The following is a 24192-nucleotide window of genomic DNA, read 5'->3' as shown; positions in this document are numbered from 1 at the left end:
TGCTAAAGCGTGATCAGCGCTTGCCCGGCCGGCGTACTCCGGGGGCCAGTCCGAGGCCCTTGACCGGCAATGCAGGTGTTGCGGGTTCGGTCGCGTCGCCGTTGGTCTCTGCCGACGGTTCGGGTTCGGACTTTGCCTGCGGCTCCGGTGCAGCTTCGGGTTCGGCGGCTGGCTCCGGCTCCGGCTCAGCGGCCGGGGCAGGTGCGGCGGCGGGGCTCTTCTTGGCTCCGGGACGCCTGGCACCGGCCGCAATACCCAGACCCTTCACCGGCGGCTCGGTTTTGGCCGGTGCTGCCGCTTCTGCCGGTTCGGCCGGGGCTTCGGTGGCCGCGGGGGATTCAGCCTTGATCGGTTCGGCCTCGGCCGCAGCCGGCTCAGCGGCCGTGGCGGGTGCGGCTTTCTTGGCGCCGGGGCGCCGGGCGCCGCTGGCCATCCCGAGGCCCTTCACGGGCACCGCGGGCTTGGCCGGTTCGGCCGGGGCCGCCTCGGCTGCTTTGGCCTCTGCAGCGGGTGCCGCCGCGGGGGCGGCTGCGGGCGCCGCCTTCTTGGCGCCGGGCCGCTTTGCTCCCGAGGCCATGCCCAGGCCCTTAACAGGCGCCGCAGGTGCCTCGGGTGCGGCCGTTTCGGCCGTCTCGGCTGCTGGCGCAGCCGAAGCGGCGGGAGCGGCGGTCTTCTTGGCTCCGGGGCGCTTCGCGCCGCCGGCCAAGCCCAGACCCTTGACAGGCGCAGCGGGCGCGGCCGGGGCAGCTGCTGCCTCGGCGGCAGGAGCCGCTGCGGTCTTCTTGGCTCCTGGACGCTTCGCGCCGCCGGCCATGCCCAGGCCCTTAACGGGCGCTGCGGGCGCCGCTGCGGCAGGCTTCTCGTCGGCCGCGGGTGCCTCTGCCGGCTCCTCGTCCTCCGCCTCGACCTCGGCGGGGGCTGTCGGCGCGGCAGCCTTCGGGGCGGCCTTCGCCGCCGCCTCAGCCGCCTCGGAAGCCCGCTTCTCGGCTTCCTTGGCTGCGGTGCCCTTCTCCGGCAGTTTCACGCTCTCGAGGTCGAGTGATTCGAGCAGCACCTGGGCCACGTCCAGCACCTGCACGCCGCTGCGACCAGCTTCTTCCTGCCGGTCATTGACGCCGTCGGTGATCATCACCCGGCAGAACGGGCACGCGACGGCGACGGTGTCGGCGCCGGTGGCCAGCGCCTCGTCGACACGGTCGTGGTTGATGCGCTTACCGATGTGTTCTTCCATCCACATGCGCGCGCCACCGGCCCCGCAGCAGAAGCTGCGTTCGGCATGACGGGGCATTTCGGCGAGTTTGGCTCCCGCGGCACCGATCAGCTCGCGAGGCGCCTCGTACACCTTGTTGTGGCGGCCCAGGAAACACGGGTCGTGGTAGGTGATGTCCTTCTTGGAGACGGAGTTCACTGGCACCAGCTTGTTGTCGCGCACCAGCCGGTTGAGCAGCTGGGTGTGGTGCAACACCGAGTAGTTGGCACCCAGTTGGCGGTATTCCTTGCCGAGGGTGTTGAAGCAGTGCGGGCAGGTGACGACGATCTTGCGGTCGACGGTCTCCACGCCCTCGAACACGCCGTCCAAGGTTTCCACAGCCTGCTGGGCCAGCTGCTGGAACAGGAACTCGTTACCGGACCGGCGCGCGGAGTCGCCGTTGCAGCTCTCGCCGGTGCCGAGCACCAGGAACTTCACCCCGGCGATGGAGAGCAGTTCGGCGACAGCCTTGGTGGTCTTCTTCGCCTTATCGTCGTAGGCGCCGGCGCAACCCACCCAGAACAGGTACTCAAAGCCGTCGAAGCTCTCGACGTCCTGCCCGTAGACCGGAATGTCGAAGTCGACCTCGTCGATCCAGTTCGTGCGGTCGGAGGCGTTCTGGCCCCACGGGTTGCCCTTGTTCTCCAGGTTCTTGAACAGCACGCCCAGCTCGGAGGGGAACTCCGACTCCATCATCACCTGGTATCGGCGCATATCGACGATGTGATCGATGTGCTCGATATCCACCGGGCACTGCTCCACGCAGGCGCCGCAGTTCACGCACGACCACAGCACGTCGGGGTCGATGACGCCGCCTTGTTCTGCGGTGCCGACCAACGGGCGGGCGGCCTGCTCGGGCCCGTGTCCGGGCACCCGGCCGAAGCCGGATTCCGGCACGTGGTGGCCATCTTCGTGGACGGTCTCGAGGTCGAGACCCTCGAGCGGCTCGGCCTTCTTCTCACCCAGCAGGTACGGGGCCTTGGCCATCCAGTGGTCGCGCAGGTCCATGATGACGAGCTTGGGCGACAGCGGCTTGCCGGTATTCCAAGCGGGACACTGCGATTGACAACGCCCACACTCAGTACAGGTGGCGAAGTCGAGCATGCCCTTCCAGGTGAAGTCCTCGATCTTGCCGCGGCCGAATTCGGCGTCGTCCGGCGGGTTTTCGAAGTCGATCGGCTCGCCCTTGTACTCGACGGGCAGCAGTGGGCCCAGGCCGTCGGGCAGCCGCTTGAACGTGACGTTGATGGGCGCCAAGAAGATGTGCAGGTGCTTGGAATGCAGCACGATCAGCAGGAAGACGAGCGCCACACCGATGTGCGACAGCAGCGCGACGGTCTCGATCCACTCGTTGACGTTGGGACCGAGCGAATGCATGGTCCAGCCCATGAAGTGCGAGAAGAACGCACCCCCGCCGTAGGGGAAGTTTCCGGTATTGACAGCGGCCCCGCGGAATATCGCGTAGCTGAAAATAACCAGGAAGATCATGAACAGGATCAGCCACGCGCCGCCGGTATGCGAACCGTAAAACCGTGAGGAACGGCCGTATTCCTTGGGCTCCGAGCGCAATCGGATGACTGCGAAGGTGGCGAGGCCGGCTACGACGGACAGGGCGATGAAGTCCTGCAGTGCGCCCAGCGCGTCCCAGTGGCCAACGATCGGGATGGCGAAGTCGGGCACGAACAGCACCCCGAAGGCCTCGATGTAGACCGTGATCAGGATGAAGAAGCCCCACATCGTGAAGAAGTGCGCCAACCCGGGGATCGACCACTTCAGCAGTTTGCGCTGCCCGAACACCTCGGAGACCTGAGCCCAGACCCGGGCGCCGATGTCGTCGGTGCGTCCGGTGACCGGCTGTCCGGACGTCACCAGCCTGTACAGCCACCAGACACGTCGCAGAGCCAACACGCCTACGATCGCAGTCCCACTCAGGCCGATAACGAGCCTGATGATTGTCTGCGTGGTCACGGCAGGTCACCCCAATTCATCGTCACTGAAAAATCAGCGGGCTATTGATCCTTTTGCTGCTTAACCTGCCCATATTGACACCTTGGTGGCACTCGCCGCGAGATAGGCAAACCTAAGTTTGCGCAGATCACCAGCCCAGAGGGGTTTCGGTGTGATCAGTCGAACATAATTCGTACTTCGAGTCTTTCGCTGAGTAACACATGCACCAGGGCGCGCCCGTGCAAATCTGCGGCGACGTTCTCCTCGTCGGCGCCGGTGACCCGGTAACTGCCGCCGGGTCGCAGCCGGGATATCTCCAGCGCGGTCCGCACCGGCCCGGCACCAGGCCGCAGCACGAGTTCAAGTCTACTGCCGTCGCTCACCGCTTTGGCAACCAACACCGCGGGGTAGGCCGCGCGGGTCAACTGCGGTCCCGTCCTCCAGGCGTCCGGCACTGTGCCGTTGGCCAGGCCACGCAGACTGCCCTCTTTGACGAACCGGGCCAACGCGAAAACGCAGTTGGCCCACGTCGACACGCCGGCGATCTTGCGCGCGCCGGACTCGGAGTGATCCATTGCGAAGCGGTCGGCGATGACGGCGTCCACGGATTTGGCAACGTCGTCGTCGCCCATTTCCCGTGCGGCGCACAAAATATTGACCCAGGTCCACACATCGCTCTTGCGATATGACCCGACGTCGACGTGATCGATCGCTTGCGTCTTCAACTGCGCCGCGCCGTCCTCGATGCTCAGTCGCTGCTCCCGCAGGATGGACCAGGTGCGCTCGGCCAAATCGGGCATCACCCCGTCGAGCCAGTAGGTCATCACCGCGTCGTTGGACAGTGCAGGCGGGAATTTGATCCCCATCGGACCCAGGCCGAGTCGAAAGCGGCCGCCGGGCAACAGGTATTGATTGCGGCTGAAGGACTCGCGCATGTTCGCCGCCAGGTGCCCGGTGAGGTCGCAATCATGCAGCCTGTCGTAACCGGTGAGGCCGTTGAGCGCGATGGTGTTGCACATCGGGTAAATCAGGTGTGGTTCACAGGGATACAGCGTCGCCGGACTGTTGTGCATGTTGTGCTGTATCGCGTGGGCGATCTTGGTGAACCCGTAGTCGTAGCGGCGGCGGGAGTTCCACACCAGTGGCAGTGCTCCGTCGGCGTCGAAACTGCGGTCGCTGTTGAGCGTCTCGTAGAACGCGAGCATGGCGGCGAAGAAGCCGGTGTACATGACGTTTCCGAACACCATCGGATCCGGGTTCCATCGCCCGTACCCAATCAGCCGTTCGGATGCCCAGTAGCCCCAGACCCGCCTGTCGCACATCTTGCGGATGGTGTTCGCCTGCGCTTCGGCCAGGTACCCGCTGAACGCCGGTGTCCTGGTGTACTGGGCCATCGACAGCGCGTAGCAGACGTAGTTGAGTTGGTAACGCAGGGCGCTGAGGCCGATCTGCTCGAGGTGGGTGAATCCGTCGAATCGATCGAGCGGCTGCAATGCCAGGTCGAGCAGATAGCGTTGCGTAGCAAGGTCTTCCGGGCTGGATTCGGCAACTTCGACTGTTGTACCAACGGATTGCGACATCGCTTCACACCGCCTTGGTGGGCTGCCGCGGCATGGGCAGCGCAATCACAAAGCCCAGGATGAGCGCGGTGAACGCGGCGATATGGATGCCGTCGTGCAGTGCTGGGTTCATCAGGTGAAAGATCGACAGCAGATGCATGTCGAAGGCCATTCCCTCGATTGCCATGAGCGCGAGTCCAATTGCCGCGTAACCGATGATTTCACGGCCGGATGATCGGTCAAATCCGCGCCGAAAAACGATCACGGACAATGCCGTGGCGACTCCCGCCGCGGCCACGAGGACGAGGGTTCGGGCCAACCATTGGGGTCCGGATGCCATCGAGTGCGCCGCACCCCATCGCACCAACACCGCGATCGCCGCGATATAGGCAAGGGCGCCGAGGGCGACGAACCTGGCGACCCAGCCCAAAGCGGCGGCCGGTCGGCTCAGCGCTGCGGGCTGGCGGGGCAGCTCGACTGCGGGAACCAGCTCCCGCGGTTCTCCCGGGCCCGGCCTGCTGGCCGGCGGAGCAAACCCCGCAACGTCCGGAGTGCGTCGACGCCATGGAGTGAGCCCGTGCAGGATCGCCAACACCAATGCGGCGACGACGCAACAGGCCACCGAACCAGCCTAACGTCCTAACAGCTCGATCATCTGGACCTGTAGTTCACCGACGCAACCGCCGAGCACCGCGCCGACCGCGATCATCAACGGTTCGTCGTCTTTGAACACCGGCCGCAGGATCGACTCGTATTCCTCGTCGGTCAGCTGGTTCATCTTGTCGACGATGGTGTGCTCGAGATCGATCGCACTGACGGCGTAGTCCTGGGCCTCGAGCAGCGTCGACGGCAGACGCTCGAGGACCAGGTTCACCACCCGATCTTTGAGTTCGCGGTAGCGCTGCGTCCCGACGGTGAAGACGACGAGCGGGCGGGCGATACCGGTCTGCGCATCGATGGCCTCTTCGACTTCCTTGGCGACGAGCGCGAACAGCTTGTCCGAACCCGGGCCTTTGAGGAGGCCGTCGAAAAGGGTCTCCGGAGTGAACAGATCTTCGGCCAGGATCCGGGCGTAGTCGGCGGTGACAATGTCGCGCTGAGCGTGCAACAGGCCCTGAAATTTGAACAGGCCGAGGAATTTCATCGGCCTGATCGGCCGGAACAACATGTTCAGCGCGATGTAGTCGCTGACGAGGCCGACGCCGAAGCCGAATGCCGGCATGATCCACGGATTCTTGAACAGCCCCCACGCCACCATCTGCACCAGGCCGATGACAAAACCGAAGTAGATCCCGCTGCGGCGGACGAACGCCATGGCGTTGTCACCCATGCCGCGCATCAATTTCACGAGCTTGTCTTTATTGCGCACCAGCGTGGTGACGGCCAGGAACTGCACGTCGACATAGCGGCTCAGATCCGACTTCAACTCGTTGAGCAGGTTCTCGGTGATCCGTGGTACCTGCGCATTGATGCGTGCCTGCACCGCTTTGCGGCCCGCTGCCGGTAGCGAATCCCACAGGCCAGGCCGAATCTGCTCGGCGAGGTCGCGCGAAATGTCGTCGATCGCCTGTGCCAGGGGGGCGCGCAGCGCCTCGACCGCCTCGGCCGCGTCGATCTTTTCGACCAACTCTTCGGGTTTGAGCAGGTTCGTCGTCAACAACTCGATTGTCTTGGACCCGACTTTGCCTGCTCGCCGGGGGACGATGCCCTGCCAGCCAATCGGTCCGATTCCCTTGAACTCGAGTGGCACATAGATCATTTCCAGCGCGACGATCTTGGTGCTCCACCCGACGAAGGCGGCGATCAGCGGCATCGAGGCATAGATGAGCCAATTGGCGGAGGCGTCTTTCGCGATCTCACTCCATGACTGCAACGCGTTAACGACAGTCGTCATGGTCAACCCCGTTCGCCTTGTGTTGTCGCCTTCCACAATGTGCGGCCCAGCGGCGAGAGTCTCAGTGTGTGCTTTTCGACTCGCGCGGGGAGCGGACCACGGGATGCTTCCGCGATGGCGCGCAGCACCGCGGTCTCGGCCAGCAGGATCTCGTAGTCATCCTTGAGATCCGCGTCTTCCGCACCCATTTCGACAAGACCCAGGGAGAGCAGGTGGCTGACGTAGGTCGGGACCATTTCCGGCAGGGCCACATTGGCGCTGCGGCCGATCAGCGACGCATTTTCGAGAACCGCGCGTCCTGTGGTGCGACGGCGGGTCCAGTCGTAGACATTGACGGCCGGCGACGTCGAGCCGTCGGACAGCGCGCCGATGATGCGGGCCTCGTCGGCGACCAACTGGTCGAGTATGTGGTGGAACAGCTCCGTCTGGCTGCCGCTGGTGCTCTGGTCCAGCGCCCGGTCGAGCAACGCGCGCATCTTGCTGTTCAGCGAGTTGGGCGGTGGGGGAGGAGCAGCGGGTGCGGGCAACACGGGAGCCGGCTCCGGCTCGGGTATAGACGGCAGCAGCCCGATGAGCTTTTTCTCGGTCCAAACTGTGGTGCGAAGCCAGAATGACGTCACGTCGGCCGCGATTCCGAGCAGCGAACGCGGATCCAAAGGAATTCCCACTGCTGCACCGTACTCAGTGACAGTGCTGCTCGCCTAGTGTCAACGCGGCAGTCCGCGCCTCAACTCTGCGGAGCGAGGGTTGCGCGCAACATTGACAGCATCTCGGAACGGGATTCGGCACCGATCCGGCGGCGGATCCTGGCAACGTGGTGCTCGACGGTCTTCGGTGAGATGAACAACTGGGCGCCGATGTCCCGATAGGGCATGCCCAGCAGTAGTAGTTCGGCAACCTCGCGCTCGCGATCGGACAACGACGAGCCCGTCGGAGGCTGACGCGGTGCGGGCGCTCTCGGATCTGATTCGACGCTCACCTGCGCGCCGGGTGTTTCACCAAAACCGCTGCCCGACTTCAGGTCCCGAGCCAGCTGGAGCATCGCCCCCGACACTCGGGCGTCCGGAGTCTGCAGCGCGGCCTGACCGGCCAGTCGGGTCGCGTCGGAGGTCAACCCGACCTTGGACAACGATCGTGCCGCCGCCGTCACCTCGTCGGCATCGACCTGATCGGCGAGCACACGTAGCCAGGTCCGACCGGCGCCGGACAGAACATGCGCGAGGGTGCTGTTTGCTGCCGCCGCGCTCAGGGCTTGCCCGTGCGGGGCGACGGCCTCCGGCGAGTTGGCCAGGATTCCTGCGTGGACGCCGGCCCAATGCAGGGGGTTGGACCACAGCGCAGGATTGCCCAGGGAATTAATCAGCCTGAACGCCTGACCGAGCGGGTGCTGTAGCTGTTCAACCTGACGAATTCGGGCGCCGGCGACCCACAACTCGCCCAATGGCAGCAAAGCGAACAGATCCACGGAGTATTCGGCCAGGACCTCCATGGCTGCATACCAATGCTTTTGAAGGGCACCGGCGTCGCCGCTGCGACGCGCGACGGCGGTCTGCAGCGCGGCGGCCCACAACGCGTCACGGCGATGAAGATTCGCGCCGGCGTCGGAACCCGAGAGCACCGCCGCGGCGTCCGCGCTCGCCGACGGGAGTTGCCCGTCAAGCATCTTGATCCAGCCGGACAACAGCAGATGCCGATGCTCGAAGGCCACACTCCCGCCGGCGCGCAGCGCCCGGCTGATGACGCTGTGGGCGCGGACGGGATCGCCGCCGTGAATCGCGGCCAGGGCGACCAGCGCGGGAGGGCTGTCCGGAAATGCCGCACCGATCGACTGTTCGACTGCAATGGCCTGACTCAGCCTTGCCATCGCGGCCGGATAGGGCTGCTCCATGCTGAGGAGCAGCCCTTCGGCCAAGCCGCGCGATGCGCGCGCAGCGATTGTCGGCGGCCCGGAATGCTCAAGGCGCAGGGCTGCTCGTGCCGTCGTCAAATCACCTGTCGCAGTGAGTGAGATCGCGGCCGCCGAGCCCACCACCGCATCGGGGTACGGGCCCAGCCAGCCGAACAGTTCGGCAGCCTGGCCGGCGTTGCCGTCGTGACTCGCCACCGCGGCCGCGATGCGCACGGCCGCGGCACGTTCCGCGGCTTCTGGTGAACTGAGCAGATCGTCGGCCAATACCGCAGCCTCCGAACAATCACCGGCGAGAGCGAGCACGTCAGCCAACTTCGACGTCAGCCCCGAGGCGCCGGCTTGTGCCGCGGCCCGGTATAGCCGCGCGGTATGGACGAAGTCGTCGCGAGCTTGTGCGGCATGACCCGCGAGGATGGCGGCCAACCGGTCGTTGTGCAGGCCGTGTTCGGCCAGTCGGAGTGCCAGGTCGGGCGACAACGTTGAGTTGTCGAGTTGTGCACGCATAAGTGCGGTCTCGACGTCGTGATGGTGCGCATTGCCGACGGTCTGGGCAACGGCATCATGGACCAGTCGCAAAAACGCCGGTGGGTGCGACGGCTCGGTGAGGCCGCCGGCCCGTGCCCGGTCAACGAGTGTGCCGGCGTCCGGCACCGAAATACTCAGCGCAGCAGCGACATCGGCGGTGCCCAACTCGTGGGCCAGGGTCATGATGAGCAGCGCATCCAAGCTGGGTTCGTCCATCCGCCGTAACCGCGGCAGGAGCGCGAGTCTGGCGGCGTCTGCTGGTGACCGGTCGTCCTGGGTCGTCGCGTCGATCAGGAACGGCAGACCCGCGGTGACGTCAAGTAAGTGTTCCTCCACTGGCAGCGGGCCTAGCGATATCCGTGGCCTGTCGCGTTCTATGGCGACGGTCAGTGACCTCAGCGCCGAACGTTGCTCATGGACTTGGGCGGCGGCGACGACGGTGGCCTGGCCCTGGGCTACCCGCTGCGTGATTTGGAGCAGTTCGTCATCGGTGAGCAAGTGGGCATCGTCGATAACCAGCGCAGCTTCGGGTGGATCGTCGTTTCGCGGCGGGCGGGTCAGCACTGTTTGACCTGCCCGGCTCAAGTTGTCGCGGACGGCGGCGAGGAGGGTTGATTTGCCGGTACCGATCCCGCCGGCGATCAGCGCCTTCACCGGTGTCGTCGGAGTGTTCGCGAGGTCGTCGATGAGACCGCGCGCGTGTCGTATCACACCCGTATCGGTCATGGCCGTGGCGCCGCGGTTACCCGTGTCAGCGAGTTGCTCAAATCGCATACCCCCTGTACTCCACGGGTGGTCAGCAGCGGCTTCTCACCATAGCCCCACAACCCCGACATTCCCCTAATGGGGCACCCCCTAATGATGCTCTGGGGCGGTCGGGATTCGCACCGAACGAAGACGTTGATGCAACGGATAGCATTTTGTTGCGCGGGAGTATCTGATGGTGCGTGGCGAGGAGGTGACCGATGGCAAACTCGCTGCTCGATTTTGTCATCTCACTGGTGCGCGATCCTGACGTAGCTGCACGCTATGCCGCCAACCCCGCCCAAGCCATTGCCGATGCTCACCTCACGAACGTGACCAGCGTCGATGTGAACAATCTGATTCCTATGGTGTCGGATTCACTGTCGATGGCGGGCCCGATGGGTGCGGCCACAGGCGTGCAGGCCGCTGATCACGGCAACGTGTGGGCCAGCGGTGCGGCTACCGCGGCGTTTGACGCGTTCACCCCCCATGCTCCCGCTGCTCCGGTGATCCAGCACAGTGCGGTGAGTGGTGTCATCAATCAACCCACTCCGCACATAGCGAGCGAAGTCCCCGCGAATCCTCAGCCGGTGGGACTCAGCCACCTTGATCCATCAGCGCTGATCACGGGCGCTGAGTTGCCGGACCCGGCCTTCGACCACGGGGGCTTCCCGGCCCACGATCCAGCGATCTGGGACCACTCCGTCATTCACCCGGACGCACATCCGCATGAAGCCCAACCCGACCACCATGGTTTCGGTAGCTTCGGAGTCAACGGCTGAACTTTCTGCGTTTCTCTTGGAGCCAGTCCTGGCTGGGTCTTCGCGGTTGACGTGCATAAGTGGTGCAAATTCAAGGTTGCCGAAGCATGTCTATAGGGGTATCAGGATTTCCCCTAATCCCCTAACGCGGTGGCCCGGTACATCCCGGTGGGTATCCCCCAGGGTGGGGGATGTGGCCCCGATTTGGGTGGGTCGCGAAATCCATACCGTTGATGACAGAGCGCCGGGTTGTTCGGCGAACAGCTTCACAATCCGATTGAAGGGAAACGAAGATGACTTCGCTTATCGACTACATCCTCAGCCTGTTCCGCGACGAAGAGGTGGCGCGGTCATTCGTCGACGCGCCGGGCCAGGCACTCACCAATGCCGGATTGGTCAATGTTTCGCCGGCGCAATTCGTCTCGGGCGCGGCGAACGCGATGCCCGGCGTGGAACTGCCGCCGGGTGATCCGATCGCCGGCCTGCAGCAGGTGGTTGCGAACCAGTACGGCTTTGCCCCGCCGCTGTCGGAGCCGGGACTCGTGTCTTCCTACGTTGCGCAAGATGCTGGCCCCTTCATCAACGACGCAGGCTTCGTCGCGAATGATGCCGGCCTGGTCGCGGGTGACGTTGGAGCTGGCTTGGCCAGTGTCGTCGCGACGGACATCGGTGTGGGGATCGGCGAGGGTCTGGCGAGCGGCATGAACGCCGGACTCGTCGGCCCGACGTACGTGGGACCCCCGGCCTTCGCTCCTGGCCCGGCCTTCGCGCCCGGCCCGGCGTTCATCGGACCGACCGGGGGCTTCGGTCCAGGGGTTGGCTTGGGCGGTCAGGCCGGCCTCGGGGTCGGCTTCGGTGTGCAAGCCGGGATTGAGGCCCAGGCAGGAGTGGGCGCCGGCCTGGGTCTGGGCACCGGCGTTGGTTTGGGTGCGCAAGCGGGTCTTGGTTTCGAGGTGCAAGCCGGTATCAGCGCGCAGGCCGGGATCGTGGGCGGAATTGGTGGTCAGGCCGGAATCGGTCTGGGCGGCGGTGCTGGTCTCGGCGGTGGGCTCGGGCTGGGTCTTGGCGGTGGTCTCGGTGGCGGGATCGGCGGCGGGCTTGGTGGCGGCTTAGGCGGTGGCTTCGGCCTGGGTGGTCAGGTCGGTGGCGGTCTCGGTGGCGGCATCGGCGCTGGTGTCGGTGTTGGTGGCCAGGTCGGTGGCGCCATTGGTGGTCAGGCTGGCGGTGCTTTCGGTCTCGGCGGTCAGGTCGGTGGCGGTCTTGGTGGTGGCATCGGCGCTGGTGTCGGTGTTGGTGGCCAGGTCGGCGGCGGCATTGGTGGGCAGGCCGGAATCGGTGGCGGCATCGGTGGCCAGGCTGGCATCGGTGGCGGTCTTGGTGGTGGCGTAGGCGCTGGTGTCGGTGTTGGTGGCCAGGTCGGTGGTGCGATCGGTGGTCAGGCCGGGATCGGTGGCGGCATCGGTGGTGCCGTAGGTGGTCAGGCAGGTATCGGTGGTGAGGTCGGCGGCGGTCTTGGTGGCGGTGTCGGCGCTGGTGTCGGTGTTGGTGGCCAGGTCGGCGGTGCCATCGGTGGTCAGGCTGGCATTGGCGGCGGAATCGGCGGTCAGGTTGGCGGCGGCGTCGGTCTGGGCGGTCAGGCTAGTGGTGCGATCGGCGGTGGCCTGGGTGGTCAGGCTGGCATCGGCGGTGGCATTGGTGGCCAGGCAGGCATTGGTGGCCAGGTCGGCGGCGGTCTTGGTGGCGGTGTCGGCGCTGGTGTCGGTGTTGGTGGCCAGGTCGGCGGTGCCGTCGGTGGTCAGGCTGGCATTGGCGGCGGAATCGGCGGTCAGGTCGGCGGCGGCGTCGGTCTGGGTGGTCAGGCTGGTGGTGCGATCGGCGGTGGCCTGGGTGGTCAGGCTGGCATCGGCGGTGGCATTGGTGGCCAGGTTGGTGGCGGTCTTGGTGGCGGCGTCGGCGCTGGTGTCGGTGTCGGTGGCCAGGCCGGCATCGGTGGTCAGGCTGGCGGTGGCATCGGTCTTGGTGGTCAGGCTGGCGGTGCGATCGGTGGCGGTCTTGGTGGCGGCATCGGGGCAGGTGGCCAGGTCGGTGGTGCTGTCGGAGCTCAAGCCGGCCTAGCTGCCGGCGGTCAGGCCGGCATTGCGGCAGGCGGTCAAGCCGGCCTAGCTGCCGGCGGTCAGGCCGGCATTGCCGGGCAGGCCGGTCTTGCCGGCCAAGCTGGTCTTGCTGGCCAAGCCGGTCTTGCCGGGCAGGCTGGTCTCGCGGGCCAAGGCGGTCTGGCTGGCCAGGCTGGTCTGGCAGGTCAAGGCGGTCTTGCCGGCCAAGCGGCTCTGGGCGGACACGCTGCTGCCGCGGGCGGTCTTGCCGGTGCAGGCAACGTCGGTGCACTCGGAAATGTGGGCGCTAACGCCGCACTTGGCGCCGGCGCAAGCGCCGGTGCCGGCAGCCAAGCGGGACTGATCGCCAGTGAGGGCGCGGCGCTCAACGGCGCTGCCACTCCGCATGTCGGGGGCCCGCTCGGGGGCGTCGGCGCTGGCGGTCAGGCCGGCGCTGCCGGCGGGGCAGGGCTAGGTATCGGCGGCGGTGGAAACACCCCGCTGGCGGGCAACCCCGCGCCGCAGCCCGCGGTGATCTCCGGTGGGGCCGGGGCAGGAGCCGGCGCCGGCGCCGGCGTTCAACCCGCCCACGGGGGCGTCGCAGCCACCGGAGCTGGTGGCGGCACTGTGGCTACTGGACCTGGCGGCGTGGCCACCGGACCCGGTGGGGTCGCGACCGCACCCGGCGCACACGGTGGTCCCAACGCCGGCGGTACGACCGGCGCCGGCGGGCACGGCGACATCCTCGGTCAGGAAGGTACAACGCTCAACCCCGGCGCAGGCGCCGGTACTGGCCCCGGTGGTGCGGGCGGTGGGGCAGGTGCTGGTGGAGGTGCTGGCGCGGGAGGCGGCGTGACGCCGGGCGATCACGGGCAGACCTTCCCGTCGGGCCAGGGTCCCGTCGCCGGAACCCCCGCAACGGGGGCTGGCGGTCAGGGCACCACTCCTCCCGCGGCCGGTGGCCACGGGCCCGTCATCCAGACGCCAGGAACGGGCGCCGGCGGTCAGGGCACCACACCTCCGGCGGCCGGTGGCCACGGTCCCGTCATCCAGACGCCAGGAACAACTCCTGTCGACCCGGGCGGCCATGGCGGTGCGACCCCGCCGGTGATCAATGCGCCGGCGCCGCACACACCTGCCCCGCAGGTGGACACCCCGGCACCGAGCCACCCCGCTCCGGCCGACCACGGCCCGGTGTTCACCCCACAGCAGCACCAGCCGATCGAGCAGCCGCAACCAACCCACCAACCGCAGAGCCCGTCGGTATTCGGTCATGACCCGGCTCCGGCGCACACGCCGCCCGCGCACACCGACCCACCGGCGGCGCACGGCCCCACCGGCCACCTCGGGTTCTGATCCGGTAGAAACCTGACCAGAAACCGGCGGGGACCTGCACGGTCCCCGCCGGTTCTGCGCATACCGTGATCCCAAGCGATGGAGAAAGGAGCGAAACGATGGCCCAACCTGATGACCCGCGTCGGGTCAGCGTGATCGTGGAACTGATCGATCACACCATCGCTATCGCAGAACTCCATTCACGTGATGATCTGGTGCAGCGGTTGCGGCGGGCTCGGGTGCGGATCACCGACCCGCAGATCCGGGTGGTGATCGCCGGACAACTCAAGCAGGGCAAGAGTCAGCTGCTCAACTCATTGCTGAACTTGCCGGTGGCGCGGGTGGGCGATGACGAAGCCACCGTGGTGATCACGATCGTGAGCTACAGCGCGCAGCCGTCGGCGCGGCTCGTCGTCGTCGCAGGCCCCAATGGCGAAACCGCCACCGTCGATATCCCGGTAGAGGCGGTCAACGTCGATCTGCGCCGGGCACCACAGGCGGGTGGACGCGAAGTGTTGCGCGTGGAGATCGGCGCGCCCAGTCCGCTGTTGCAGGGCGGACTCGTGTTCATCGACACACCCGGGGTGGGCGGCCACCGCCAGCAGCATCTGTCAGCCACCCTGGGACTTCTGCCCGATGCGGACGCGCTCCTGATGGTCAGCGATGCCAGCCAGGAGTTCACCGAACCGGAGATGTGGTTCCTGCGCAAGGCGCATCAGATCTGTCCGGTCGGGGTGATTGTGGCCACCAAGACCGACTTGTATCCGCACTGGCGCCAGATCGTCAACACCAATGCAAATCACCTGCAGCGCAACCGCGTTCCCACACCGATCATCCCGGTCTCGTCGTTGCTGCGCAGTCACGCCGTCAGTCTCAATGACAAAGAACTCAACGAGGAGTCCAATTTCCCGGCGATCGTCAAATTTCTCAGCGAGAAGGTGCTGACCCGAGAAAACGACCGAATCCGCGACGAGGTTCTCAGTGAAATTTGTTCTGCTGCAGAACAATTGACTGTCACGTCGGGTTCAGAGCTGGCCGCCGTCAACGATCCGAAGCTACGTGACCGGCTTGCCGACGACCTCGATCGGCGCAAGCGCGAAGCCGAGAATGCGATGCAAGCGACCGCATTGTGGCAGCAGGTTCTCAACGATGGATTCACTGATCTGAGCAACGACGTGGATCACGATCTGCGGGCCCGCTTCCGCGCAGTGACCGACGACATCGAGCGTCAAATCGATTCCTGCGACCCGACTTTGCACTGGGCCGAGATCGGCGCCGACGCGGAGGATGCTGTTGCGACGGCGGTCGGGGACAACTTTGTCTGGGCCTACCAGCGCGCCGAGGTACTGGCCCTTGATGTCGCTCGCTCGTTCAATGACGCGGGATTGGACTCGGTGATGTCGCCCGAGCTGACCTCGCGCTTGATGGCCGGCAACTTCGATCAGCTCAAGGCGTTGGCCGAGCTGGAGGCCAAACCGCAAGGCAAAGGCCAGAAAGCGCTGTCCGGGTTGCGCGGTTCCTACGGCGGTGTGGTGATGATCGGCATGCTGTCGTCGGTGGCCGGCCTGGGACTGTTCAACCCGGTATCGGTGGGTGCCGGCTTGTTGCTCGGCCGGATGGCTTACAAGGAGGAGAAGGAGAACCGGCTGCTGCGAGCCCGCGCCGAGGCCAAGTCCAACGTCCGGCGTTTCGTTGACGAGGTCTCTTTTGTCGTCGGCAAGGAGTCCCGCGACCGGCTCAAGACGATCCATCGAAAGCTGCGCGACCACTACCGTGACATTGCCAATGAACTCAGTCGGTCGCTCAACGAGTCACTGCAGGCCACCGTCACGGCCGCGCATCTTGAAGACATCGAGCGCGACACCAGGGTGCGGGAACTGGAACGGCAACTGGACATCCTGCGGCAGGTCATCGAAAACCTCGACAAGCTGAGGCCTCGGGCGGCCCCAGTGGCGATCGCCGCGGCGGAGGCGGGCGCAGCGGGTCGCCACCATCGACCGGGGCCGTCGTGAGCACCAGCGACCGGGTCCGCACGATTCTCGGCGGCACCATCGAGGCCTACCGGGGTGAACCGGCCTACCGTCAGCGCCCGGATGTCTTCCACGAACTCGAACGCATCGGGGCCCGGCTCAACGAACCCATCCGCATCGCTCTGGCCGGCACCCTGAAAGCAGGAAAGTCGACGTTGGTCAATGCGCTGGTCGGCGACGACATCGCGCCGACCGACGCGACCGAGGCCACCAGAATCGTGACCTGGTTCCGGCACGGCCCAACCCCCAAGGTCACTGCCAACCACCGCGGCGGGCGGCGCACCAACGTGCCCATCACGCATCGTGAGGGGCTGAGTTTCGACCTGCGCAGGCTCAATCCGGCGGAGGTGGTGGACCTGGACGTCGAGTGGCCCGCCGAGGAACTGGCCCAGGCGACCATCATTGACACGCCGGGAACATCGTCGCTGAATCGCGAAGCCTCCGAGCGGACCTTGCGATTGCTGATCCCCGCCGACGGCGTGCCCAGAGTGGATGCGGTGGTGTTCTTGCTGCGCACCCTCAACGCTCCTGACATCGCGCTGCTCAAGCAGATCGGCGGATTGGTGGGCGGCACGGCGGGGGCGTTGGGCATCATCGGGGTGGCAGCACGGGCCGACGAGATCGGCGCGGGCCGCATCGACGCGATGCTGTCAGCGAATGACGTCGCCAAGCGTTTCACCAGCGAGATGAATCAGACGGGCATCTGCCAGGCGGTGGTTCCGGTGTCTGGACTGCTGGCAATGACCGCCCGCACACTGCGCCAGGCCGAGTTCGGTGCGCTGCAAAAGCTCGCCGGCTCCGACAGCGCCGAACTCAACAGGGCGCTGTTGAGCGTCGACCGCTTTGTCCGGCCGGACAGCCCGCTACCGCTGGATGCGGCCACCCGGGCCAATTTGCTGGAACGGTTCGGGATGTTCGGCATCCGGATCTCTATTGCGATGTTGGCCGCGGGCGTCGCCGACGCGACGAGTCTGGCGACCGAGTTGCTGGAGCGCAGCGGCCTGGTGGCGCTGCGCGAGGTCATCGATCAGCAGTTCGCGCAGCGCTCCGACATGCTCAAAGCGCACACCGCGCTGGTGTCGTTGCGCAGATTCGTGGAAGCCCATCCGGTTATGGCCACCCCATACGTCATCGCGGATATCGACCCACTGCTGGCTGACACCCACGGCTTCGAGGAACTTCGCTTGCTGAGTCAATTGTCCTCGCGGACAACGACTCTCAACGGTGAAGAGCTCGCGGCGCTGCGACGACTCATCGGGGGGTCGGGCACCACTGCGGCCAGTCGGCTGAGCCTGGATCCCCAGGCATGCCGGGCCAATCCCCAACTAGTGTCGCGGGCGGCTTTCGATGCGGTGCAACGCTGGCGCCGCCGGGCCGAGCATCCACTCAACGATCCGTTCACCACCGGGGCGTGCCGTGCCGCAGTGCGCAGTGCGGAGGCGATGCTGGCGGAGCTTCCCGGCTAGCCCCGCGCTTCCTTCACGTTGGGCGCGGTCGCTAGCCCCCGGGCGCTGCAGACGTAGGCGCAGCGGTCGTGGGCGTAACCGGCGCCGCGGTTGTCGTTGGCGGCTTCTGCGTGGTTGTCGGCGGCGCTGTGGTGGTTGGCGGAGTGGTCGGTTGCGTCGTCGTCGGTGCGGTGGTCGTGGTGGTCGGCTGAGTGGTTGTGGTGGTCGTCGACGTCGTTGAAGTAGTCGATGTCGTCGACGCCGTGGAGGTGGTGGTTGGCGCAGTGGTGGTGGTCGCGGGCGCCTCGGTGGTGACGGTGACGGGCGGTGGAGTGATCACCGTCTGGGTGGGGCTGTTGTCCGTCCCGATCACCTCGGTGGTGATGGGAGGCGGTTGCGAAGTGGTGACGACCGGTTTGGTGCTGGTGTTGCCCATAGTCAAAGCCAGCACCACGGCGACGAGAATAGCCGCGGCCGCACCGGCGAGGCTCACCAAGATGATTGGGCGTCGATACCAGACGGGCGGGTCGGACTCCGCCGGGTAGGGGTCTTGCTGCGGCGGAGGGGCGACGGGCGCCGGTGGCGGCTCGACCGGGCCGGTGTAGTCGGCCGGTCCGGTGTAGGGGACCGGTTCCTGCCCGGTACCGCTGTCCTCGGACCAGGCCAGCGCACGATCGGTGGTTTGCCGGGCGTCGTCGGGGAACTGTTCGGTGGGTACCGCAGCCGTCGTGGCTTGTGTCGGGGGGCCACCGACGACCGGGGCTGCCACGGTAGGGGGACTGACGGCGGGGGCGAGACCGGTCGCCGCCGCGGCCGCCGATGATTGCAGGGTGCCGAGCGTCGCCGCGCCAATGGCGGCACTGAACAGCGGTTGCGGCGTGGCGAACACGGGCACCTGCAGGCGGTCCGAAATTCTCGTGCTGATGAGCGGAATGTTGGCGCCACCGCCAACGGTCGCGACTGCGGCCAGTCGACCAATTCCATTGCGCTGCAGAACTTCTCCGACGGCGGCGATGAATCGGTCCAGTCTTGCCGAGATGAGTTGCTCGAACTCGCTGCGGGACAACTGCACATCGCCGCCGGACGCACCGGTCGCGATGGTGGCCACCGTCGCGGCCGAGAGTTGTTCCTTGGCTGCTCGGCATCCACCGAGTAGCCGTGTCACCGAGCCCATCGATGTTGCGGTGGTAGAAACATTGCTGTTGTCGACGCTGGGTGCGGCGGCCAGCAGGTGATTGAGGACGAGTTGGTCGATATCGTCGCCAGAGAACTCGCTGTGGCGAACAGTGCCGCCGACCTGCTGGAAATTGGACCCAGTGTCGGCGAGGGTGACGCTGGTGCCGCCGGCGCCGAAGTCGCACAGTGCGACGACGCCGGCCCGCGGGAATCCGGGCCTGGCGTTCAGCGCAGCCAGCGCCGCCGTTGCATCCGAGACCAGTGTTGGAGTGCCGTTTGCCGCCAAGTCCGGTTGCGCGAACAACTCTTGGCGCAGAGCAGCAACCTGGGTCTCCGACCAATACGCCGGCACGGTGATCGTGATCGGCGTGCCGTAGCCGACAGTGCGCGCCATCGCCTCGAGCGCCTCGATGGTCAGTGCCTGACCCAGATACTTGGTGCCGTCGGCCGCAACGAGCGGGGCCGGGTCGCCGACGCGTTCGACAAATCCGCGCAGCACCAGTCCGGGTTCGGTCAGGTTCGAGTTCTCTTCGGGCAGGCCGACTTCGGTTTGCCGGTGCTCGAACAACGTCAGCACGGGTGTGCGGGCTACCGGGACGCTTCCCGCGCGTGCCGCCACCAGGTTGGCCACGCCGATAGACAACCCGAGCGACTCGCTCATATACGTACCCCTGTGTTCATTGTTTTGCTGGCGGTCGGCGGCCGTTCCCCACGATAGCCGTGAAGGTCACGGTGGGGCCGGGTCAAACACCCGGCGGCAAATTGATGACGGTGGGAATCTGCGGCACCGTGATCTGCGGCTGCATCCGGGAAAAGGCCCCTTCTGCAGGGGCATTGGCCGGCGTGGTGGTCGGTGAGGCGCTTGTCGTGGTCGTCGGCGTCGTCGGGGTTGATGTCGGTGCGGAAGTGGTGGGCGTCGTACTAGTCGTCGTCGTCGTCGTAGTGGTGGTGGTCGTCGTTGTTGTGGTCGTCGTCTTCGACGGCGCAGTGGTGGTCGTAGTCGTCGTAGTGGGCGCGACACTGGTCACGGTGGTGGTGACCGTCGCAGGACTGGGACGGCCGTGGGACAGCAGGATGATGCCGTAGATGATCAGTCCGATCAGCACGGCGATAAGCACGCCCCACCCCGCCAGCGCCAGCGGTTTCCGCCAACCGGGAGTGGGCTCGGGTTCTGGCTGCTGGGCGTAACCGCCACCGCCCGGTCCGTCACCTCCGGCGCCATAGCCGTAGTTCCCATAGCCCGGGTCGCTGGCGCCGTAATCAGGCGGGTCGTACCTTGTCACGGGCGCCGATGCTAGTAGCGACAGCTATCCCCAGATTGCCGCCACGCGGGCCCGTTGCCGATCGGTGACCTGGTTAGGGCAGGTGCGGCACCGTAATCGTGGGCCCGCCAGGAACCGTGATCGTCGACGGAAGCGGAGGCAGGTGTCGATGAGTGGTCGGTTCCTGCGTCTGGGGCGGGTTCGGCGGTTGGCTCCGGGGAGGATTGGGTGGCGGTTGAGCCGCCGTGGTGGAGGTCGACGGTGCCGCGGAGCTTGTGATCGTCGTCGTCGATCCGGTCGTGGTCGTGGTCGTGGTGGTCGGTTCAGTCGTGGTCGTCGAACTGGTCGACGACTTGGTCGTTGGGGCCGGCGTGCTCGTGCCGTCCCCGAGGAGCTGGCTCACCCCGTACGCGATAAGCGCCAGCAGGATCAGGACAAGCAGAGCCCAGCCGATCAGCGCTGCCGGCTTGCGGTACCAGGGTCGCGGCTCGGCGTCGTGGTCGTCGTCAGCATCAAGCGGCGCGTACTGCTCCGGCGGTGGGCCTTCCATCGTCGGTTGGTATTGCAGGGGAGGTGCGCCCTCCATCGTCGGTTGGTATTGCAGGGGAGGTGCGCCCTCGACCGTCGGCTGGTATTGCAGGGGCGGGCCGGGGGGCGGCGGTCCCTCAACCGTGGGTTGAAATTGCAGGGGTGTGCCGCCGGGGGGCGGTGGGCCCTCCACGGTTGGCTGATGCTGTGGGCCGGGGGGCGGGCCCTGAGGAGGGCGACCGTACGGCGGCGGCCCTTGCGGGCGCGGTCCCTGGGGCGGCGGACCCTGCGGAGGTGGACCCTGCGGAGGTGGGCCGTGCGGGTGCCCCCCAGGTGGTGGGCCCTGCGGCGGATATTTGCCGGGGCCGCCGAACTGGGTGGTCTTGTCGTTGAAGTCGTCCGGCGGTCCGTATGGTGCCACGGCATAGATCGTATAGGTCGCGCCTGCGGTCGAGGCACCCCCGCGAGGATGTGCCGCGCCGCCGTGGATCGCTCAGAACGTACTGACCTTGTCGATGCTCACGAACATGCCGTGGCCCGTTCCGTTGTTCTGGAAGCGGGTGCCGTCCTTGCTGGCGACGATGGTCCAGCCCTGCGCGTCGTAGGTCTTGTAGTCGATGGTGACGGTGGGGATTGCGCCGAGGTTGCCCAGAATCCACTGGACGTTGCCGCCGGAAGTGATGTGGACGCCGTTGGCGTGTTCGCCTTCCTGCATGGGCGAGTTGGTGAACGGTGCCTCGCAGCCGACGCTGTCCTTATTGATCTGGCAGCGGGTCAGGCCGGACTTGGTCTCGATGAAGACGTAGCCGCTGTGGTCGGGCTTGAGCGGTATCGCTCCGGGGGTAGGACTGGGCGTCGCCGGCGGCGGAGCCGGAGTAGGGGAGGACGGCGCAGATGACGGCGGCGCGGCCGTCGGTCTGGAGGTCGGGAAGGTCGGTTCGGTCGGACCTGCTCCCGGGCCGGCGATCGGTTTACCGTCAATGGTGCTACTGCAGGCGGTGCATCCGGCGAATAGCACGGCACCTGCGACCAGGATCCCACGGGCCTTCGGCAATAACCGCAACGCGCTACTCCCCAGATCTGAGATATCAGGGAGTCAGACTAGCCACGCAAGGGCACGAGAAAGCGCAGTGACGCGGTTTTGGAACGGCGCCGATGGCAAAGCGTTATCACTTTGCATCGTTGTGGATCTCGTCGATCTCGACCGTGACCGACGTCAGTCGCCCGGCTCCAAGGACGGCGCAGCCTCCGCGCCCTCGGCTTCGGCGGCGGCTTGGGCGGCGGCATCCCGCACCCGGTTGCGCACGGCGAACCAGCCGCCGATGAGCGCGGGTATGCCGACCACCATCGCGGCAATCATCCACTTGCCGTAGACCTCGTCGAACATCATCAGCACGAGTACGGCGACCAGGAAGGCGAGCGTGGCATAGCCGGTGTAGGGAGACAGCGGCATCCGGAAGCTGGGCCGTTCGAACTGGCCGGCCTTCGCCAGATGATGGAATCGAAGCTGGCATGCCACGATCGTCGCCCACGCCACGATGACGCCCGTGGCAGCAATATGAAGCACGATTTCGAACGCATGCTTCGGAGTGAAGGCGTTGAGCGCGATGCCGAACAGGCCAATCCCGGCGGTGAGCAGAATTCCGCCGTAAGGCACGCCGTTCTTCGACATCACACCGGTGAACTTCGGGCCGCTTCCGGCAAGCGACATCGACCGCAGGATTCGGCCCGTGGAGTACAGGCCGGCGTTAAGGCTCGACAGTGCCGCGGTGAGCACCACCAGGTTCATCACGTCGTCGCCCCAGGAGATCCCGAGCTTGTCAAAGAAGGTCACGAACGGGCTGACGCCATCGTGGTAGGCGGTATAGGGCAGCAGCAGCGCCAGCAGAACAGTTGACCCAATGTAGAAGACCGCGATACGGAGCACCACCGAGTTGATCGCGCGCGGCATGATCTTCTCGGGTTCCGCGGTCTCCCCGGCCGCGATGCCGACCAATTCGACTGCGGCGTAAGCGAATACCACCCCGGCGGTGACCAGCACCAGTGCCAGCGGGCCTTTGGGTAACAGTCCGCCGTGGGTGCTTATCAGTGACCAACCGGTGTCGTGTCCGTCGACTTTGTATCGGCCCGCGAGGAAGACCGTGCCGACCACCAGGAAGGTGACCAACGCCAGCACCTTGACCAAGGCAGCCCAGAACTCCATCTCACCGAAGAGCTTGACCGAGATCAGGTTCATGGACAGCACCACGATCAGCGCGACCAGCGCGAGCACCCACTGAGGGATGATCTGAAAGAAGTTCCAGTAGCGGCAGTATTGCGCGATCGCGGTGGTGTCCACGATCCCGGTCATCGCCCAGTTCAGGAAGTACATCCAGCCGGCGGCGAAAGCCACCTTCTCGCCGAAGAATTCGCGTGCATAGGACACGAACGATCCCGACGACGGCCGGTACAGCACCAACTCACCGAGCGCCCGCAGGACAAGGAAGACGAAAATGCCGCAGAGCCCGTAGACGATGAACAGCCCCGGGCCTGCCGACTCGAGCCGGCCGCCTGCGCCGAGAAACAGTCCGGTCCCGATGGCGCCCCCGAGGGCGATCATCTGGATTTGGCGATTCTTCAGCGCCTTGTGATAACCCTCGTCTTCGCGGTCCAGCGCACGTGCGGGCGGTGTCATGAAGTTCCCTATCGCCGTAGCTTGCGCGGAACGCCGCGAGATCGAGAGAAAGGCTATCCCACAGCTGACTTGCGAGCCTGCCCCGCAAGGCGCGGCGGTGCAAGTCAGTTCACAGGCCCAGCAATCGCTCCGCGTTGCCGTGGCTGATGCGGGCCCGGTCGTGGCGACTCAGCGGCAGACTGTCGAGGAAGTCGCGCCCCTCCCGCATCGAGGCGAACGGGTAGTCGGTGGAGAACGCCACCCGTTCGACGCCCACGTTCGCCACCAGATTGGCGAACGTTGCCGGGGTGTTGAAGTTGGCGAATGTGTAGTGCAGATTCTCCCGCAGGTAGGCGCTGATCGGACGATTGAGACCGGTCAGTTCGGGCTGCAGCTTGGCGTCGAGCCGCGGCATCATGAACGGGATCGCCTCGCCCATGTGCCCGATGATCAGCTGCAAATTCGGGTGACGGTCGAACACGCCGCCAAGGATGACGCGCAGGACGTGGGTGCCGGTGTTGATGTGCCATCCCCAGGCCACCGTCGCGAGCGTTTGCGTCACCTGTTCGGAAAATCCGGCGTAGCTGGACTCGATCACGGCAGGCGGCGGGACTGTCGGGTGAAGGTAGATAGGTGCCTGCAAACTGGCGGCACGGTCGAGAATCGGTTCGAAATGTGGATCGTCGAGATAGACGCCCCGACAGTGGCCGTTGATCACCGCGCCGACAAAGCCGTGCGTGCGCACCGCCCTCTCCAATTCGTCGGCCGCCGCTTCGGGCTCGCTGATGGGCAGGGCGGCAAAGCCGGCCAACCGATCGGGATGCTTCTGCACCGCGGTGGCGAGTTCGTTGTTGCAGTTCTGCGCGAGACGGACGGCGGACGGTCCGTCCAACTGCTCGACGCCGGGGGCCGCCAGCGAGAGCACGGCCAGGTCGATGCCCCCGTCATCCATCGCCTGAATGCGTGCATCACCTACGTCGCCAAGCTGTTCGGCGATGCCCGACTGTCTATGCCAACTGCCCGGGCCCCGCAGAACTTCTTCGGTGGCGAAATGCTCTTCGAGGGCGATCGTGCGCATGCGG

General features: G+C 66.1%; 16 protein-coding genes. 5 read left to right on the top strand and 11 right to left on the bottom strand.

Annotation, left to right across the window (positions count from 1 at the left end; translation table 11 throughout):
* Positions 1 to 13: 13 nt before the first annotated feature.
* From ACZY1I_RS11315 to iniR, 6 genes are all read right to left on the bottom strand, one after another.
* Complete coding sequence (locus ACZY1I_RS11315; RefSeq protein ID WP_463754487.1) at positions 14 to 3217, bottom strand: (Fe-S)-binding protein; 3204 nt, start codon at positions 3215 to 3217, stop codon at positions 14 to 16.
* Positions 3218 to 3372: 155 nt separating this feature from the next.
* Complete coding sequence (locus tag ACZY1I_RS11310; protein ID WP_463754486.1) at positions 3373 to 4776, bottom strand: linalool dehydratase/isomerase domain-containing protein; 1404 nt, start codon at positions 4774 to 4776, stop codon at positions 3373 to 3375.
* A gap of 4 nt (positions 4777 to 4780) precedes the next feature.
* Complete coding sequence (locus tag ACZY1I_RS11305) at positions 4781 to 5377, bottom strand: hypothetical protein (protein ID WP_463754485.1); 597 nt, start codon at positions 5375 to 5377, stop codon at positions 4781 to 4783.
* Between the two features lie 9 nt (positions 5378 to 5386).
* Positions 5387 to 6649, bottom strand: coding sequence for a DUF445 domain-containing protein (locus ACZY1I_RS11300; protein ID WP_463754484.1), 1263 nt, complete (start codon positions 6647 to 6649; stop codon positions 5387 to 5389).
* A 2-nt stretch (positions 6650 to 6651) separates the two neighbouring features.
* Entirely contained in the window at positions 6652 to 7317 is a 666-nt protein-coding gene (locus ACZY1I_RS11295; protein ID WP_463754483.1) for an Abi-alpha family protein, read from the bottom strand.
* A 59-nt stretch (positions 7318 to 7376) separates the two neighbouring features.
* The gene (iniR, locus tag ACZY1I_RS11290) at positions 7377 to 9809 is read right to left on the bottom strand and encodes an isoniazid response ATPase/transcriptional regulator IniR (RefSeq protein WP_463755087.1); all 2433 of its coding nucleotides are present in this window, start codon (positions 9807 to 9809) and stop codon (positions 7377 to 7379) included.
* 239 nt (positions 9810 to 10048) lie between these two features.
* Here iniR and ACZY1I_RS11285 point away from each other — a divergent pair, with 239 nt between their 5' ends.
* From ACZY1I_RS11285 to iniC, 4 genes are all read left to right on the top strand, one after another.
* Positions 10049 to 10609 (top strand): Rv0340 family IniB-related protein, encoded by a 561-nt coding sequence (locus ACZY1I_RS11285; protein ID WP_463754482.1) that lies wholly within the window; start codon positions 10049 to 10051, stop codon positions 10607 to 10609.
* A 272-nt stretch (positions 10610 to 10881) separates the two neighbouring features.
* A complete protein-coding gene (locus ACZY1I_RS11280) occupies positions 10882 to 14037 on the top strand; it encodes an IniB N-terminal domain-containing protein (RefSeq protein WP_463754481.1) in 3156 nt (1051 codons plus the stop codon).
* A gap of 98 nt (positions 14038 to 14135) precedes the next feature.
* The gene (locus ACZY1I_RS11275; protein WP_463754480.1) at positions 14136 to 16028 is read left to right on the top strand and encodes a dynamin family protein; all 1893 of its coding nucleotides are present in this window, start codon (positions 14136 to 14138) and stop codon (positions 16026 to 16028) included.
* Positions 16025 to 17512, top strand: a complete 1488-nt coding sequence (gene iniC / locus ACZY1I_RS11270) for an isoniazid-induced dynamin-like GTPase IniC (protein ID WP_463754479.1) — start codon at positions 16025 to 16027, stop codon at positions 17510 to 17512. Before ACZY1I_RS11275 ends, iniC begins: the two co-directional genes overlap by 4 nt.
* 31 nt (positions 17513 to 17543) lie before the next feature.
* Here iniC and ACZY1I_RS11265 read toward each other — a convergent pair whose 3' ends face one another.
* Entirely contained in the window at positions 17544 to 19328 is a 1785-nt protein-coding gene (locus ACZY1I_RS11265) for an Hsp70 family protein (RefSeq protein WP_463754478.1), read from the bottom strand.
* Positions 19329 to 19387: 59 nt separating this feature from the next.
* Between ACZY1I_RS11265 and ACZY1I_RS11260 the strand changes: the two genes are divergently transcribed.
* Positions 19388 to 19753 (top strand): hypothetical protein, encoded by a 366-nt coding sequence (locus tag ACZY1I_RS11260; RefSeq protein ID WP_463754477.1) that lies wholly within the window; start codon positions 19388 to 19390, stop codon positions 19751 to 19753.
* Between the two features lie 270 nt (positions 19754 to 20023).
* On the opposite strand, the gene ACZY1I_RS11255 is transcribed toward ACZY1I_RS11260, so the two are convergent.
* From ACZY1I_RS11255 to ACZY1I_RS11240, 4 genes are all read right to left on the bottom strand, one after another.
* On the bottom strand, positions 20024 to 20878 hold the full coding sequence (locus tag ACZY1I_RS11255) for a hypothetical protein (RefSeq protein WP_463754476.1): 855 nt from the start codon (positions 20876 to 20878) through the stop codon (positions 20024 to 20026).
* A 72-nt stretch (positions 20879 to 20950) separates the two neighbouring features.
* Positions 20951 to 21520 (bottom strand): hypothetical protein, encoded by a 570-nt coding sequence (locus ACZY1I_RS11250; RefSeq protein ID WP_463754475.1) that lies wholly within the window; start codon positions 21518 to 21520, stop codon positions 20951 to 20953.
* A gap of 153 nt (positions 21521 to 21673) precedes the next feature.
* Positions 21674 to 23131 carry an amino acid permease gene (locus ACZY1I_RS11245; RefSeq protein ID WP_463754474.1) on the bottom strand — a complete coding sequence of 486 codons (1458 nt, stop codon included), beginning with the start codon at positions 23129 to 23131 and terminating at the stop codon, positions 21674 to 21676.
* A 109-nt stretch (positions 23132 to 23240) separates the two neighbouring features.
* Positions 23241 to 24188 carry an amidohydrolase family protein gene (locus ACZY1I_RS11240; RefSeq protein ID WP_463754473.1) on the bottom strand — a complete coding sequence of 316 codons (948 nt, stop codon included), beginning with the start codon at positions 24186 to 24188 and terminating at the stop codon, positions 23241 to 23243.
* Positions 24189 to 24192 lie beyond the last annotated feature (4 nt).

Source organism: Mycobacterium sp. IDUB_37, from assembly GCF_055419245.1.
The sequence above is the reverse complement of the archived record's forward strand: the minus strand, read 5'-3'. Positions and strand labels throughout refer to the sequence as shown.